The sequence below is a fragment of the Tenacibaculum sp. Ill genome (assembly GCF_051938915.1).
Lineage (GTDB): Bacteria > Bacteroidota > Bacteroidia > Flavobacteriales > Flavobacteriaceae > Polaribacter > Polaribacter larymnensis.
On sequence record NZ_JBPSCW010000002.1, the window covers coordinates 1,065,844 to 1,081,514 of the forward strand.

Sequence of the window (15,671 nt, forward strand, 5' to 3'; positions counted from 1 at the left end):
AGAGCTATGAAAAAGTGGATAAAAGAAGGAATAGCCTGGGGAGTAATTATGTTTATAATGATGATGATTATTTTTCCATGGATTGAAGGGGAAGAAATAACTTTAAAAAGAATGCTTGTAGGGGCGCTTATATGGGGAGCTGGAGGATTGTTTTACGGATTTTTAATGAGTAAAGTAAAGGCAGACAGTTAAACCTTATTCAATAAAATTTCAAAAGTAGTTCCTTTTCCTATTTCAGATTTTAATACGTGTATTTTTCCGTTGTGGTAATCCTCAATAATTCGTTTAGAGAGTGATAATCCGAGTCCCCAACCACGTTTTTTTGTGGTAAATCCTGGGTTGAATATTTGTGAAAACTGTGTTTTAGGAATTCCTTTACCGGTATCAGTAATTAGAATTTTTACATTCTTAGAACTTTTACTAATGCTAACAGATAAACTCCCTTTTCCTTGCATAGCATCAATAGCATTTTTAATTAAGTTTTCTATTACCCAACCATATAACTCGGTATTTAGGTTGGCGCGAATTTCTTCTGCTTCGGTAGTAAAAGAAAAAGAAATTTGTTTAGAACTTCTATTTTCTAAGTAGTCATAAGCAGCTTTAGTAATCGATACAACGTTGTAAGGTTTTAACTCTGGTAGAGACCCTATTTTAGAAAAACGATTTGCGATGGTATTTAAACGTCGCACATCTTTTTCAATTTCATCAACATAATCACTGCTAACATCCTCAGCACGTAAAATAGCTATCCAACCTAATAAAGAAGAAAGCGGCGTTCCTATTTGATGCGCAGTTTCTTTAGCCATTCCTGTCCACAACTTATTTTGTTCAGCAACTTTGTTAGACTTGTACACCATGTAAATAATAGTAAGGAATAACCCTAAAATTAGTACTAAGGCAAGCGGGTAGTATTTAAGTTTGTATAAAAGATCAGAGTTTCTGTAGTAAATATGTTCTTTAATACCTAAGTACTCTATAGCAATTGGTTCATTCTGTTTTTTCATAATGCTCAATTGCTGTTGAAGATACTTTGGGTCTGTAGATTTTATAGAATCTAAGTTATGGAACTGCTTTATCTGTCCATCTTTATCAACCAAAATAGAAGGAATATTCTCTATGGTTTCATAAACTTTGTTTACTAAGTTAAAGTTACCATCTGAATTTGGGTTAGATACCACTTCTTTAATAGCAGTGGCATAAATCTCCATCTTAGCGCGTTCATCTTTTTTAAATTTTTGAAAAAACACGTAGGTATTCCATAAAATAAATAAAACGATAAGTAAGGAAATACTAATTGCAATACGTTTTACCCAATAAGTGTTTCTAAAAAAAACCATCAATCAAATATAAACTATTATCTAGAATAACTAAATTTATAAATAGGTAGTATATTTACACTAAAATTATACAGAATGTTATCAATAAACCCTAAAGATATACCAACTTCTAAACTTCATGGATATTTATTAGGAGCTGTAGCTCCAAGACCTATTGCTTTTGCAAGTACTGTAGATGCAGATGGAAACCCAAATTTATCACCATTTAGTTTTTTTAATGTATTTGGGGCAAACCCACCAATTATGATTTTTTCTCCAGCACGTAGTGTACGAGGAAATAAAACCAAACATACTTTAGACAATGCTGAAGCAACCAGAGAAGTGGTTATTAATATTGTAAATTACGATATTGTTCAGCAAATGTCGTTGAGTAGTACCATGTACCCAAAAGGAGTAAATGAGTTTATAAAAGCTGGTTTTACAATGTTACCTTCAGATGAGGTAAAGCCGTTTAGAGTAGCGGAGTCTCCTGTACAATTTGAGTGTAAAGTAAAAGACATTATTTACACAGGTGAAGAAGGTGGAGCAGGAAACTTAATTGTTTGTGAGGTAGTAAAACTACATGTAAACGAAGATGTGTTAGCAGAAGACGGTAGTATAGACCAACATAAAATAGACTTAGTAGCCAGGGCAGGAGGGAATTATTACAGTAGAGCTAGAGATGGTTTTTTTGAAATTCCAAAACCATTAACTACCTTAGGAATTGGAGTAGACCAAATACCTACTGAAATAAAAAATAGTACAGTATTAACAGGGAACAATTTAGGTATGTTAGGCAATGTAGAGCAGCTACCTACAGAAGAAGCTGTTAATAACTTTGCGAAAGAACATTCACAATTTGTGGGTATTTCAACTGAAAAAAAACATACTTTTGCACAAGAGTATTTACAAAACAATGATGTAGAAAGTGCTTGGAAGGTACTTTTAATTAAATAGATAAGAAATGGAAGTAATAGGAAAAATTAAATTAATTAACGAGACACAAACATTTGGGTCTAACGGATTTAGAAAGCGTGAACTAGTAGTAACTACTGATGAGCAATATCCTCAAATGTTATTAATTGAATTTATTCAAGATAAATGTGATTTATTAAACAGTTACCAGGTAGGGCAAGATGTAAAGGTTTCTATTAATTTAAGAGGAAGAGAATGGATTAACCCACAAGGAGAAGCTAAATACTTCAACTCTATTCAAGGATGGAGAATTGAAAACTTAGCACAAGCTGCTTCACAAAACATTCCACCAGCTGACCAGTTTGAGCCAGCTCCAGATTTATCTGCTAACGAACCAGATGATTTACCATTCTAAGAATATTTAGAAAACTATGAATACAAAAAGAGCGCAAATTTTGCGCTCTTTTTTTGTTTTGCGGAAAACTACATTTATACTTACGGATATCCCTTTTAATGTACCAAAAGACAGTTATATATTTGTATCATAATCATTCAATAAATAATTATTGATTGAGAAATTTAAGGGGAAAATAAAAACCTTCTGATTCAATCAGAAGGTTTTTTAATTATATAAGTGTTAGTGGTGTGGTTACTTTTTGTTTGGCTTTTTCTCTGGCATCGGACCTCTTAAATGAATAATTAATCCGTTTAAAAAGTTACGTAAAAACTGATCTCCGCATTCCACATACTTAGGATGATCTTCTTTTCTAAAGATTGCGTTGATTTCCGATTTAGAAACTTTAAAATCAACCAAAGCGCAGATTTCAATAATATCAGTATCTCTTAATTTATGTGCTACTCGTAGCTTTTTAAAAATGTCGTTGTTAGTTAGTCCCATAATTGTTTTAAGTTAATTTACTACCGAAAAAATAGCCCATGCATAAATAGCAAAACGAGCAAAACGAAATAAGCCTACAAAAACTACATTTTTAAAAGGGTATTTAATCATACCCGCAGTTAAACAGCTAATAGCAAAAGGTAGTGGTAATAGTGCACCTACTAAAATTAAAAATCCACCCCATTTACTAGTGTTTTTAAGGTTTTTAGCCATTTTAACTTCTAAGTAATTTCTTACAGAATCTATCTTTAAAGAAGCTCTACCTATAAAATAAGCACACAAACCTCCTAAATAAGATAAGGTAGCTAACAAAGAAATATTTACAATAGGGTCGGCTGTTTTCTTAGACCATGCGATAAAAATCTCTGGCGGAATTAATCCTAAAATTGTTTCAGAAATAAAAAAAGTAACTAAAACTCCCGTTCTAGAAAAAGTTTCGGTCATATGTTGTAAACCATCGTTAATATTATAAACATACTTGTTAAATAATAATATACCAACAACAGCTCCAACAATTGGCCAAAAAGCTTTCTTCAAGCTAATCCAAATGAACATGTAAAAACCAGTGCGATTATAGTAGTTGTGTAAACGTTTATAATGCGGCTTATCTATTTTCTTTTTGTTATTTTTTTTATTCTTTTTACTCATCGCTAAAAAAGCCTCTAATTTTTAGGAATAGCAAAAGTACGAGGTAATTGGAAATTACACCAACAAATATTTGTTAATTATTACAGGTTTGCAATGGCAGCCTCAGCACAGCGTTCACCGTCCATAGCAGCCGAAATAATACCACCCGCATAACCACCACCTTCACCACAAGGAAAGAGTCCTTCAATTTGTGGATGTTCAAGGTTTTCTTTTCTCGGAATATTTACTGGTGATGAGGTTCTAGACTCCACCCCAACAATGTTGGCTTCCGCAGTATAATAACCGTGCATTTTTTGCCCGAAAGCAGCAAAACCTTTACGTAATCTGCTTCCAATCAATTTAGGGAGTAAGGAATGTAGCGGAGAAGAATTCAATCCGGGTTGATACGAACAATCATTTAAAGAAGAAGATAATCTACCTTCAACAAAATCAGTTAAACGTTGCGCTGGGGCAACTTGACTTCTTCCACCGGCGTTAAAGGCTAACTTTTCTAAATCTTTTTGATATTGTAAGCCTCTTAAAACTCCATATTTCTCATACTTCGGTAAATCTTTGTCAACATTAATTTCAACAACGATTCCCGAATTTGCAAACTTGTTATTACGACGCGAAGGCGACATTCCGTTTACTACAACTTCACCATTAGCAGTTGCAGCAGGAACGATGAATCCTCCAGGACACATACAGAATGAATACACTCCACGGTTTCCAACTTGATGAACTAAACTATATGCAGCAGCAGGTAATAACTCATCACGTTGACCTGAACAACTGTATTGAATTTGATCGATAATTTCTTGCGGATGCTCTACACGAACTCCCATAGCAAACGACTTTGCTTTCAGTAAAATGTCTTTTTTATGCAATAGCTCGTATATATCTCTTGCAGAATGCCCAGTAGCCAAAACAACAGCATTTACAGCCATTTCCGTTCCGTTTTGGAGTTGTATAGCTTGTAGCTTGTTGTTTTTAACGATAAAATCAGTAACACGAGTTTCAAAATGAACTTCTCCACCGTGTTTTAAAATCGTTTCACGAATATTTTGAATAATCTTCGGAAGTTTGTTAGTTCCTATGTGCGGATGTGCATCGACTAAAATTTGATCGGTAGCACCATGATATACTAAGTTTTCAAATATTTTACGAACATCACCACGCTTTAAACTTCTTGTATATAGTTTTCCGTCTGAATAGGTTCCTGCACCACCTTCACCAAAACAATAGTTAGAGTCTGGGTTTACCTCATGAAATTGGTTAATAGCACGTAAATCTCTACGACGATCCTGTACATTTTTACCACGCTCTAAAACAATAGGTTTGTATCCTAACTCAATACAACGAAGTGCCGCATACATTCCCGCAGGACCAAAACCTACAATATGAATTTCTTTCGCATTTGATACATCTTGATATTCAAAAATATAATCAGGAGTATCTGGTTGTGGTTCGTTAATGTATACCGCTACTTTATAGTTAAAAATAACTTCTTTTTTACGTGCATCTATCGATTTACGTAACACCTTTACGCTAGTAATATCAGCTATATTAATACCTAGCTTCTTAGCTGCTTTTAGCTGTAAAATATTGTCTTTGCGTTCTTCTACTAAATTAACACGTAATTGAAGTTCTTTTACCATACTGCAAAACTAGTTAAAATAAGATTCAGTCTATTTAATTATTTTAGCAAATCAAACCCTATACTATGAAAATTACGCAGGTTATAGAAAATGTTTTTAAAAAATATTTACCCTCACCTTTTACCATCGCTATATTATTAACACTGGTAACTCTTTTATTAGCACTGTTTTTTACAAAACCAGCAGAAAGCTCTGTAGTTACCTATTCTTTAGAGGTGTTACAATTTTGGGAAAACGGAATTTGGTCTAACGGGTTACTCGTTTTTGCTTACCAAATGATGTTGATTTTGGTGTTAGGGCATGTATTGGTGTTGAGTAAGCCTGTGAGTAATTTAATTTTAAAAGTAACAAAATTCTGTACCAACACAGCAAACAGTGCAGCCATTGTAAGTTGTACTACTATGTTGGTAGCTTTTTTTAATTGGGGGTTAGGACTCATTTTTGGTGCTTTGTTGGCACGTAAAGTAGCAGAACATGCACAACAACATAATATCAAACTAAATTATCCAATTATTGGAGCGGCGGGTTATATGGGATTAATGGTTTGGCATGGTGGAATTTCTGGATCGGCGCCGATAAAAATTAACGAAAGCGGACATATAAAAAGTATTATGCAATCGGTTTCTTCGGATGAGGTTTTAGCTCAAATACCTGATGTGATTGATTATTCTCAAACGATTTTTAGTTGGTGGAATTTGCTGATTTTTTTCGTGGTAGTAGCTGCGGTATCGGCAACCTTTTATTTTTTAGGGAAGAAAGCAACTCCTACAGCGATTAATTTACCAGAATATAAAATGCATACCGATGAAAAGGTTAGGACTCAAGCAGAAAAACTAGATAGTTCTCAATGGTTAGCTATTGCTTTTGGTGTGTTGATTTTAGTAGCGTTTGGTTATCGTTATTGGGCAGATATTCAGCAGTTAAAAATTACGCCTAACCTGATTAACTTTTTTATGTTAGGGTTGGGAATTATACTACACGGAAGTTTTAAAAAGTTTACCAATGCTGTGGGAGAATCGATTAGTGATGTTTCTGGAATTTTAATTCAGTTTCCATTGTATTTTGGTATTATGGGTGTGATGAAAAGTACGGGGATGGTTACTTTAATTTCTGACTTCTTTGTGTCGATAGCAACCGCAACTACCTTACCCATATTTACTTTTTTTAGTGCTGGTTTGGTCAATATTTTTGTGCCGAGTGGAGGAGGACAGTGGGTTGTACAAGGACCTATTGTGGTAGAAAGTGCATTAAAATTAGGGGTTCCGTTACCTAAGGCAATTATGGCATTAGCATACGGAGACCAAATAACTAACATGTTACAGCCTTTTTGGGCATTACCCTTATTAGGAATTACGAAACTAAAAGCAAAAGAAATTTTACCCTATACGTTAATTGCAATGGTGGTAGGTAGCGTAATTTATTTGTTAGGACTTACCTTGTTTTAAGAATTTATTGAGGAAACCTCAGCGCGTCACGCTGAAGGTTCCGTTGCGTTGAGAAAACGTCAGCGAGCTTCGCTGATGGTTTCGTTGTGTTGAGGAAACGCCAGCGAACTTCGCTGAAGGTTCCGTTGCGTTGAGGAAACGCCAGCGAGCTTCGCTGAAGGTTCCGTTATGTTGAGGAAATGCCAGCGAACTTCGCTGATGGCTCCGTTGTGTTGAGGAAATGCCAATGAACTTCGCTGATGGCGACTATACCACGTTTTTATTAATAAAACTTTTATGTTGAATTCACGGATATAGTATTTTTGTAAAAAAGAATGTAACGAATGATTTGGCTTTCTGAAAAAATAGAGTTTCCTCCGTATGAGTTGGCTACTGATGATGGTTTACTGGCTTTGGGGGGTGATTTATCAGTTGAACGATTGGTGTACGCCTACCAACATGGAATTTTTCCGTGGTTTAATGAAGGGGAACCGATTGTTTGGTATTCTCCATGGGAGCGTATGGTGTTATTTCCTGAGGAAGTGAAGATTTCAAAATCGATGAAACAGGTATTGCGAAAAGGTGGTTTCACGATAACGGAAAATAAAGTTTTTGACGATGTTATTTTTAATTGTCGACACATCAATCGTTTTGATCAATTAGGTACTTGGATTACCGATGAAATGGAAGATGCTTATATAAACTTACACGACAAAGGCTATGCAAAATCTATTGAGGTATGGATGGACGACAAACTTGTTGCAGGTTTGTACGGAGTAGATTTAGGAAACGGGGTATTTTGTGGCGAAAGTATGTTTAGTAAAGTAAGCAATATGAGCAAAGTTGCATTTATCCATTTAGCACAAAAGGGAGACTACAAACTCATCGATTGCCAAGTATATAATGACCATCTGGCAAGTTTAGGTGCGAGAGAAATTCCTAGAGAGGAGTTTTTGAGGTGGTTGTGAACTTCTGACTAAGATTTGTTGTGAGTTTCGTTCGAAGGACAAACGGGAATAAATCAAACCGAGTAAATATACAATAAGTTTTGGATGGGAGAGTAGACACAATAAATTTTAGTCCTTGTTGGCAAATCGATGTTTTTAAAATATCCACTTTAGCACGGTTATAGATCCAATAATTAATATTAACATTAGACAAATTATAGCTCCCCCTATAAAACATTTATAGAGTTTATCTTTCCACGTTTCTTTATATTCAGGAAAGATTTTTTCTTCGATTGTTTTTATTTTTTTAGTCAGTTCAATGCTCTCAAAGTAAAAATCCGCATTTAAGTCTGTCCAACTAATATCAATTTCATAAGGTTCAATTTCTCCGTTTTTAAAATCTCTATTTTCAATTTCAATACTTGCTTTTAAAAGTTCAGCAGAGAATAGTTCAAGTCCTTGTCTATTTGCCTTAATAGTTGTACTGTATTCATCTCCATCTAGATTATAGAATCCAAAAAAAGCTTCTTCTTTTTTATTGTTTTCTAAATTAGAGATAATATTTTTTATACTTTTTTGCGTCATTTTTTAATGTTTGCCAACGGTCTCGTATAACCGTCAGTTACGGGGTAAATTAGCGTTTATTTTTGGTTTAGCACAGACTTTAGCAATTCCGAGTGGATTCGAACGTAGTCGAATCCGCTGTAATTGCGGTTATACATTGTTAGCAAAAGTTATTTAAGTTCTTCTTTCCAATTGTTTAATTTATTGTTCCAAGTATCTTTAGTCTTTTCTGTATTCTGTAGTTCTATTGCTTCATTAAGTACAGCGATACATTCTTTATTTTTCATTTCAAAGAGAGTTTCTGCTTTATCATTTAAAAAAGCAGCTTTAAAAAATGACTTTAAGTTAATACCATTACTAATTGCTAAATCAATTGCCTTTAAAGATTCATTTAAATTATTTCTACCTCTTTCTATTTTGCAAAGGGTTTGTAAATAAAAAGGGTCCTCTTTTTTCTCATATTCTTGTGTGAAATCAAAAGCCGATTCAAAATCTCCTGAAGCAATGTATAAGTTCAATAATTGCTTTCTTTCAAAATCATTATCAAAATCAATAGTTTTAAAATATTTCAAAGACGTATCAAATATTGTGTCCATTTTGTTCTTATCCGGATTCTCTGAGTATTTTAATAACTTGTATTGGCTGAGTTTTATTTTCGCAAATGCAAATCTAAGCCCTCTGTTTTCGTCTATATTAGATGGAAAAGGCAGCATATCACAAATTTCGGTGTAGGTGTCTCTAAGCATATAGCTTAAATGGCTAGATAATTTTTCGATTACACGATAAGTTTGCTCGAAGCTAGAGTCAATAGAATTAAGAATTATCTGAACGAATGTATCGAGATTTCTATCTATAAACTTTGTTCTCAATTTGCCTAATTCATGTTTTGACAAAAGCTCATAAAACGAAAGCAATATAGCTAACGACTGTTTTGATAATTCTATTTCCTTATCGAGAACAAAATTTATTTCTGTCTCACATTTATCTAATTTCTTTTGATTTGCATATAAACGAGCTAATTGTAAGCGGCAATAATCTGCTTCGGAATCTAAGTTTATAACTTTTTGAAAATATTTTTCTGCCTCTTCATCATTTCCATTTTTTAGGTAGAATTTTCCTAAATGATGTAATAAAAGTGTTTTATATTTTATCGATGGATTATGATTAAGAATTGGTTTTAAACTTTCTATTATTTCATTGCATTTTGAGCTATAATCTTTACTTTTTTTCTCTATTTGAAATAATTCAATTTCAGCTAATTCAATAAAGAGTAATAAATCATAATAGTTATCATCAATACTAAAATCTATTGTTTTAAGCTGTTTAATGAACCATTCAGGTGAATTAAATGAATCTCTTGTTTGAATGAAGGCATACAGTATTATTTTTCTTAATTCTGAATTAGATGATAATTTATTAAATATGTCATTAACAAAATCATTATGTGTTAGCATAAAGTTGAAATATCCAATTGATTTTATTTCGTTATTTTGAAATAGATAATCTTTCAAACCTTCTTGAATAGTAATTTGGTCAATGCTTCCAACCTCTGAAATTATTGAATCCAAGATTAACTGATGAATGTCATAAAAATATAAATCTCGGATGTGAATAAGTGACCTTTTTTCAAGTTGAATAATTCCTCTTTTACCTATTAAATGTAACAGAAAATGTCTACTAATTTTTCTACTACCTAAAGCACTAATCCATTGAAGTTCTTTTTGAAATGATTCAAGGAATTTGCCAATTATTCTTTTTGATAGCTTTTGATTTTTAGAATCTGTAAAATCTTTTAATGTGTCAATTTCGTTGATGATATCTTCCCAAGTAAACTCATCAACTTCTATACTTGATTTAATGAGATTTAAAACAAGAGGGTATCCCTTTATTTCATTTAGAATTATATCTATTTGGTCTGTTGTCGGTACTGTACTTGTATTTAATAGAATGTCTTTTGCAATTTGGTCGTCTAGAAAAGCTAAAGCAAAAGAATCGCTATTACCTAAATCACGTTGTAATGACGTTATAATGCATTTTGATTTCTTTTTATTTATTGATTTGAATAATTCAATAAATTCTAAGACATTTGAGTTTAAATTGTCTACAATCAACAATACTTTAAATTCTTGCAGAAAAAAGTTAAGATTAAGTTTGTTTTTAAATTTTGAAATTTGAATTGAAGTTAATGATAAATTATCCTCATTTATTTCGTCTCCATCAACCCAAATTACACTATCAAAATTTTCTTTTAATTTTTCTCCTATACTTATTGATAATTCTGATTTACCAATTCCACTTATACCATAAATTTGAATGAAATCTTGATTCGCTAGTTTGTTAATAAGCACATTCTCCTCATTTCTTGAGTGATATTTATTTTTGAAAGAAGGAAGTTTATTGGTTTGAGGTAGAATTTTATAATACTCAAATGTTTTAGGAAGATAATTAAGAACTTCTTCAACTTTTGATGAATTAGTAATATTATCAATAACGATATTCGCTAGTTTTTCTGAATCATAAATTTCAATTGTTTGAGAATAATTCTTTTTTGTTATTTCAGCATCTAGTTTCGTTAATTTTCCTCCACTAGCTCTTTGATTGGCAAATAAATAAACGGTTTTACATTTTGAATGGTTTATAATGCACCTATCAATGTCGTGAATAGGTTTTGAAAAATCAGAAAAATAATTTGGTTCTGTTCCACATTGTCCTATTACTTTGTAATCGTCAGCTATAAAATCTGCGGTATATCCTACTGGTTTACCATAAAGGTTATGCCCTTTGTGTAAAATATTATCTTTTAGAATTAAGTGCATTAATGGTTTACATAAATATTCAAAATCTGTTCCATTCAGACTACTTATTTCTGTAGCGAATGTATTTATAAAATGTTCCCTAAGTCTTGACATTCTTGATTTCTGGGGTGTTTTTTTAATTTTTGCTAACTTGTTTATATAAGTGCTTTTAGTGTTTTTATACGAATGATATGGAGGTATAATAGCACTTTTTTATCCAAATATAAAAAATAAAAGAGTACTAAGAGTTTAATTCAATAGGGTTAGTTAAATAAGCGTCTGTTTTAAAGACGCTTATTTAGTATTATAGGTTTTAAACAGCATTCACTGGACCTGTAAGTGGAGTTTGAGCAGGTTTGGCTATTCCGTAAACAACCACGACACCAGAGCCACCACCCCAAGTAGAATAAGCAGGGTCAGGTTTTGCTTCCATCACCGTTTGAGGTAGGTTCCAGTTATTGGCACACCAAAGGTTTCCTGCTTGGTCAACTACTACATCGGTCAACATTTGTATACTACCTGAATGAATGGTGTGAATCACATCTCCTGTAGTAAAATCTTCGGTACGTCCAGTTGGAGAAGCACCCGCCATAAACGATACGCCTCTTCCCATAAAGTTGGCAACCCAAACATCATCGTTCCCATCAATAGATACTCCCCAAGGTGCGTTTAGTTTACCATCTCCGTAAGGTGTTAAATTAGATTCGTGGGTAATTTTATCAATGGTGTCTATAGGTTTAGCATCCGCAGGAATCATAAAAACGGAACCTGTTTTATGTTTGCGTCCCACTGTTTGTTGTAAATGCGGATATCCAAGGGCAAATCCTTCAATAATAGAAACGCCATCTGTGGTAGTGGTATGAGGAAAGTCTGGACTTGTATTACAGGCTACCCAACAATTTCCTTTGGAATCTAAAGCAACACCGCGTCCGCCACCTGCAAGAATAAAACGTTCTACAGGTCTGTTTTTTTCAGAAGGAGAATAACGAACTAGCGATACACCATTGGTATTACTAATCCATACACGATTATTAGTGTCTATAGAAGCTGCAAACGGAGCAGAAAGCGATTCATTGAGCTTTTCATTTATAACAACTCTACCTTTGGTAAGGTCTCCCTCAGGAAAATGTAGCATGATGTTAGATGAGGTTCCAACAATCCAAACATTACCATTCGGAGCTACTCCAATACCTTGCAAGCCTCCAATTTCATTTAGGGCTTCAGCTAAGTGTTCAGGGACTTTTTCAACGATTGGTGAACCGTCTTCTAGTTTATACACACCAATAGCTCCGTTAAAACTTGTTACCCAACAAGTGCCATCTTTGGTAACAGCGGTACCCCAACCAGCACCATCAACGTTCATACCTGTGTAACCAGTAACAGGAGGTGATACTAATTTTCCTGTAGAGTCTAACTTTACAAGTCCGCCACCGATACCTTGGTATACACCATTTTGAGCTCCTGGCATCCAGTTTAAACCTGTCCATAAGTTACCTTCTTTATCAAGAGAAAGTTTTCCTGGAGCGCAGATTCCCCCTTGACCAAAAGCTAAAATCATGGCAAAATCTTCTGGTGCAAAACTTAAATAAGGTACAAAAGGAGCATTGCGTCGACTTGTAGGAACTTTGCTGTTAGGTTTGGCAGGGAAACCATCTTCTGGTGATGGATAGGCTTTGTCAAAAAGATGAAATAAATCTGCTGGATACAGCCAAGGAGATTGGGCGACACCAATTATAGCTTCGGCAGTATTTTGTGGTTTTTTACCTCCTAATGGTGTTGTGTGCTTCAAGAAATTTTCCTTCCAATTGTATCCTTCAATCTCTACCGTTCCGTAGGCTGTGATTAATGCTGCTAATGTATTTAATCGCGCTAGTGTTTCGTTTTGTGTGATGTTAAAAGGATCCATTAACACCTTTCCATACGTTCCTGTTACAGGATTGATAAGGTTAGGAGTGTTTTTAGCGGCAATTCTTATTCCATGTAGATTCCCAGTTAACTGAAGTCCGTTAAAAAATTGAGCGCAGGTAAAAGCAGATGCTACTGTAGTTAACTCATTTACGACAATGCCTTTTTTTGTAATGTCTTCTTCAAAATTAGGTGACAGTACAGAGAGTAGTACTACTTTAGAATTTTGTAGTTCGGCAGTGATGTAGAGAACAGTGTCTTTTGATTTAGGAGTTGCTTTTATGGTGAATTTACCTTTTGCTTCTGGAGCAATGATATGCTCACCAATTGCATTTTTATTGTTTGCTTCCCATAATTTTACAATTGTAGTAACATTATTAGATTGGTTAAACAATACATCTCCTTTAATAGTGGTTTGATTAGACATAGCTTTAGTTAGTTTTAATGTTTAGAAAGGGTTTGATATGACAATAAAATTGTCAGTGAATTTTAAATGTGTGAATTCAATAGCAGAATTATTTTACAAGTTACTAATAACTAGTGAGTATAGGTAGTATTGATGTTCTTATACCTTAATATTAAGGTATAAGAGTACACTTTTAAAGTATAAAAATGAAAGCAGTAGTAGGTTGCTTAATAGTATTTTTAGTTTGCGAAGTTTATCTTAGGTTTTTGTTACTCCACTCCATTATCATAGTTAAGTTTTCTTTTAAAGATTTTCCTTTTTCAGTTAGGCTATATTCAACTTTAGGAGGGATTACTGGATATACTTTCCTATTTACTATATTTAATTTTTCGAGGTCTTTTAATTGTTGAGATAACATTTTTTGGCTAATACCATCAATAGCTTTATCTAGTTCGTTAAATCGCATTACTTCATTTAAAAGTAAAAGCCAAATGATTACAGGTTTCCACTTTCCTCCAATTTGTTCCATAAATATGGTTATTGGACATTCTTTAGCTTGCTGATATTTTTTTTCAATTATTTTTTCTTCTGTTTTCATATAAAAATACATTTTTCCGACTTGTAGGTCAGTTACTTACTAAAAGGTAAGTACTTGTCAAATGTAAAGTTATTCGCCAATTTTGCAAAAAAAAACATATGATGAATAATAAAATTATAGTAATTACAGGAGGAACATCAGGGATTGGTTTTGCTTGTGCAGAGTACTTATTAAGTTTAAATTATAGAGTAATAATAACAGGAAGAACGAAAGAGAACTTAGATAAAGCTATTGCTGTTTTAGGAAATAATTCAGTTGGTATTTTATCAGACACATCTTCATTAGTTGAGATTGATAATTTAGTAGCTAAGGTTAAAAAAGAATTTGGAAAGATTGATGGATTGTTTGTAAATGCAGGTATTTTTAAAGCTTCTAGTTTTGAAGAAACTTCTGAACAACTGTTTGATGAAACAATGAATATTAATTTTAAAGGAGCTTTTTTTACAGTTCAAAAATTTATTCCAATTCTTAAAAATCCTTCAAGTGTTGTTTTAAATACTTCTATTGTTGTTTTTAAATCTTTTTCTAATACAAGTGTGTATACAGCTAGTAAAGCGGCTTTGGAAAGTATAGCGAGAGTTTTAAATATAGAGCTTGCTGATAAAGGAATTAGGGTAAATGTGGTAAGTCCAGGAGTTACAGAGAGTCCAATTCAGAAAAAGTCAGGAATGAGTGATGAAGCTATTGACAATCTTTTAGAGCATTTTTCAAGTACTTCTCCTATTGGTAGAATTGTTCAACCAACAGATATTGCTCCAATTGTTGAATTTCTACTTTCAGATAAATCCCAAGTTTTAAGAAATGAGAAAATTATTGTTGATGGTGGAACGTCGCTTTAACTTTTAAATACCAATAATTGCTTGTGCAAGAGGACATATATAAATAGGCTTTTTAGCCTGTTTATATTGTTTATAAGGGAAAATGTTTAGTACGTTACTCTCTTATCTTTAAAATTGTTTCTGTGCCTGAGTTGATCAATTTAATGTTTGCCCAACTAGCTTTAGAAGTGGTTTCAGTTGGATACCAATTTCGGTTGGTTTTAACGATGATTAATAATCCGTTGTCATCGCCAATAGCTGTAAATGTTTCACTGTTATGATTTTTTTCAAATAAACTTAGTCCATAGGTGTCAATTAAATATTTTCCATAAACATCAGGTTGATCTTTAACAATTCCAAACTCACTTATGTTTAAGATTTGATTACTATTAAATTGTTCTGTAGCGGTATTGTCTAAATCGTGTCGAGCAATAAACTCTAATATATTTCCAACAGCATCAAAAAAATATACTGAATTGGCATTCCAATTCTCGAAGTTGGTAATCAACACTTCATTTTCCTTTTTTACAAATTCAACCTTGTTTATTGACCAGTTAATAGCTTCTTGTAACTTATTTTCGGGGATGTTAAAAGCTAAATGATATGCAGGTAAGTTTTTTTTAGAGTCTTCAATAAATTTTAAAGAAGAAGTGCCAATTTTAATACGAATTGATTTATCATCAATCTGTGTAGTTGGAAGCTCCATGACATTTGCATAAAAATCTTTGATTGGTTTTATATCAATCGTTTTTAGTTCAATTTCGTTTAGTGTCATCTTGGTAGCTTTTAAGTTTTGAATT

General features: G+C 33.0%; 15 protein-coding genes. 6 read left to right on the forward strand and 9 right to left on the reverse strand.

The features are described from left to right. Window positions 1-6: 6 nt before the first annotated feature. Entirely contained in the window at window positions 7-192 is a 186-nt protein-coding gene (locus tag ACTPNM_RS05080) for a hypothetical protein (protein WP_125068824.1), read from the forward strand. Here ACTPNM_RS05080 and ACTPNM_RS05085 read toward each other — a convergent pair. Next, window positions 189-1,337, reverse strand: coding sequence for a sensor histidine kinase (locus ACTPNM_RS05085; RefSeq protein ID WP_440120871.1), 1,149 nt, complete (start codon window positions 1,335-1,337; stop codon window positions 189-191). The two genes, ACTPNM_RS05080 and ACTPNM_RS05085, sit on opposite strands and share 4 nt — an antisense overlap. A 75-nt stretch (window positions 1,338-1,412) precedes the next feature. Here ACTPNM_RS05085 and ACTPNM_RS05090 point away from each other — a divergent pair, with 75 nt between their 5' ends. Both ACTPNM_RS05090 and ACTPNM_RS05095 read left to right on the forward strand, forming a co-directional pair. Further along, window positions 1,413-2,273 (forward strand): flavin reductase family protein, encoded by an 861-nt coding sequence (locus ACTPNM_RS05090; RefSeq protein WP_099215940.1) that lies wholly within the window; start codon window positions 1,413-1,415, stop codon window positions 2,271-2,273. A 7-nt stretch (window positions 2,274-2,280) separates the two neighbouring features. Beyond that, complete coding sequence (locus tag ACTPNM_RS05095; RefSeq protein WP_125068815.1) at window positions 2,281-2,646, forward strand: DUF3127 domain-containing protein; 366 nt, start codon at window positions 2,281-2,283, stop codon at window positions 2,644-2,646. A gap of 234 nt (window positions 2,647-2,880) precedes the next feature. On the opposite strand, the gene ACTPNM_RS05100 is transcribed toward ACTPNM_RS05095, so the two are convergent. From ACTPNM_RS05100 to ACTPNM_RS05110, 3 genes are all read right to left on the reverse strand, one after another. After that, window positions 2,881-3,129, reverse strand: coding sequence for a DUF1456 family protein (locus tag ACTPNM_RS05100; protein WP_273694884.1), 249 nt, complete (start codon window positions 3,127-3,129; stop codon window positions 2,881-2,883). Between the two features lie 12 nt (window positions 3,130-3,141). Next, on the reverse strand, window positions 3,142-3,777 hold the full coding sequence (locus ACTPNM_RS05105; protein WP_121146097.1) for a YqaA family protein: 636 nt from the start codon (window positions 3,775-3,777) through the stop codon (window positions 3,142-3,144). A gap of 80 nt (window positions 3,778-3,857) precedes the next feature. Beyond that, window positions 3,858-5,414, reverse strand: coding sequence for an NAD(P)/FAD-dependent oxidoreductase (locus ACTPNM_RS05110; RefSeq protein WP_440120872.1), 1,557 nt, complete (start codon window positions 5,412-5,414; stop codon window positions 3,858-3,860). 65 nt (window positions 5,415-5,479) lie between these two features. Between ACTPNM_RS05110 and ACTPNM_RS05115 the strand changes: the two genes are divergently transcribed. Continuing rightward, window positions 5,480-6,859: a short-chain fatty acid transporter gene (locus ACTPNM_RS05115; protein WP_440120873.1), complete on the forward strand. Its 1,380-nt coding sequence runs from the start codon at window positions 5,480-5,482 to the stop codon at window positions 6,857-6,859. 323 nt (window positions 6,860-7,182) lie between these two features. After that, complete coding sequence (gene aat / locus ACTPNM_RS05120; protein ID WP_440120874.1) at window positions 7,183-7,806, forward strand: leucyl/phenylalanyl-tRNA--protein transferase; 624 nt, start codon at window positions 7,183-7,185, stop codon at window positions 7,804-7,806. A 135-nt stretch (window positions 7,807-7,941) separates the two neighbouring features. Here aat and ACTPNM_RS05125 read toward each other — a convergent pair whose 3' ends face one another. From ACTPNM_RS05125 to ACTPNM_RS05140, 4 genes are all read right to left on the reverse strand, one after another. Next, window positions 7,942-8,370, reverse strand: a complete 429-nt coding sequence (locus tag ACTPNM_RS05125) for a hypothetical protein (RefSeq protein ID WP_440120875.1) — start codon at window positions 8,368-8,370, stop codon at window positions 7,942-7,944. Window positions 8,371-8,519: 149 nt separating this feature from the next. Continuing rightward, window positions 8,520-11,258: an NB-ARC domain-containing protein gene (locus ACTPNM_RS05130; protein WP_440120876.1), complete on the reverse strand. Its 2,739-nt coding sequence runs from the start codon at window positions 11,256-11,258 to the stop codon at window positions 8,520-8,522. Between the two features lie 199 nt (window positions 11,259-11,457). Next, window positions 11,458-13,476, reverse strand: a complete 2,019-nt coding sequence (locus ACTPNM_RS05135; RefSeq protein WP_440120877.1) for a hypothetical protein — start codon at window positions 13,474-13,476, stop codon at window positions 11,458-11,460. Between the two features lie 232 nt (window positions 13,477-13,708). Continuing rightward, entirely contained in the window at window positions 13,709-14,053 is a 345-nt protein-coding gene (locus ACTPNM_RS05140) for a winged helix-turn-helix transcriptional regulator (RefSeq protein ID WP_273694873.1), read from the reverse strand. Window positions 14,054-14,151: 98 nt separating this feature from the next. Between ACTPNM_RS05140 and ACTPNM_RS05145 the strand changes: the two genes are divergently transcribed. Next, on the forward strand, window positions 14,152-14,892 hold the full coding sequence (locus ACTPNM_RS05145; protein ID WP_440120878.1) for an SDR family oxidoreductase: 741 nt from the start codon (window positions 14,152-14,154) through the stop codon (window positions 14,890-14,892). A 94-nt stretch (window positions 14,893-14,986) separates the two neighbouring features. Here ACTPNM_RS05145 and ACTPNM_RS05150 read toward each other — a convergent pair whose 3' ends face one another. Next, entirely contained in the window at window positions 14,987-15,646 is a 660-nt protein-coding gene (locus ACTPNM_RS05150) for a VOC family protein (RefSeq protein ID WP_440120879.1), read from the reverse strand. Window positions 15,647-15,671 lie beyond the last annotated feature (25 nt).

What these genes read in the sequence shown, in the direction of transcription:
- ACTPNM_RS05080 (WP_125068824.1), top strand. Translation starts at nt 7, where the DNA reads ATGAAAAAGTGGATAAAAGAAGGAATAGCCTGGGGAGTAATTATGTTT.
- ACTPNM_RS05085 (WP_440120871.1), bottom strand. Translation starts at nt 1,337, where the DNA reads ATGGTTTTTTTTAGAAACACTTATTGGGTAAAACGTATTGCAATTAGT.
- ACTPNM_RS05090 (WP_099215940.1), top strand. Translation starts at nt 1,413, where the DNA reads ATGTTATCAATAAACCCTAAAGATATACCAACTTCTAAACTTCATGGA.
- ACTPNM_RS05095 (WP_125068815.1), top strand. Translation starts at nt 2,281, where the DNA reads ATGGAAGTAATAGGAAAAATTAAATTAATTAACGAGACACAAACATTT.
- ACTPNM_RS05100 (WP_273694884.1), bottom strand. Translation starts at nt 3,129, where the DNA reads ATGGGACTAACTAACAACGACATTTTTAAAAAGCTACGAGTAGCACAT.
- ACTPNM_RS05105 (WP_121146097.1), bottom strand. Translation starts at nt 3,777, where the DNA reads ATGAGTAAAAAGAATAAAAAAAATAACAAAAAGAAAATAGATAAGCCG.
- ACTPNM_RS05110 (WP_440120872.1), bottom strand. Translation starts at nt 5,414, where the DNA reads ATGGTAAAAGAACTTCAATTACGTGTTAATTTAGTAGAAGAACGCAAA.
- ACTPNM_RS05115 (WP_440120873.1), top strand. Translation starts at nt 5,480, where the DNA reads ATGAAAATTACGCAGGTTATAGAAAATGTTTTTAAAAAATATTTACCC.
- aat (WP_440120874.1), top strand. Translation starts at nt 7,183, where the DNA reads ATGATTTGGCTTTCTGAAAAAATAGAGTTTCCTCCGTATGAGTTGGCT.
- ACTPNM_RS05125 (WP_440120875.1), bottom strand. Translation starts at nt 8,370, where the DNA reads ATGACGCAAAAAAGTATAAAAAATATTATCTCTAATTTAGAAAACAAT.
- ACTPNM_RS05130 (WP_440120876.1), bottom strand. Translation starts at nt 11,258, where the DNA reads ATGTCAAGACTTAGGGAACATTTTATAAATACATTCGCTACAGAAATA.
- ACTPNM_RS05135 (WP_440120877.1), bottom strand. Translation starts at nt 13,476, where the DNA reads ATGTCTAATCAAACCACTATTAAAGGAGATGTATTGTTTAACCAATCT.
- ACTPNM_RS05140 (WP_273694873.1), bottom strand. Translation starts at nt 14,053, where the DNA reads ATGAAAACAGAAGAAAAAATAATTGAAAAAAAATATCAGCAAGCTAAA.
- ACTPNM_RS05145 (WP_440120878.1), top strand. Translation starts at nt 14,152, where the DNA reads ATGATGAATAATAAAATTATAGTAATTACAGGAGGAACATCAGGGATT.
- ACTPNM_RS05150 (WP_440120879.1), bottom strand. Translation starts at nt 15,646, where the DNA reads ATGACACTAAACGAAATTGAACTAAAAACGATTGATATAAAACCAATC.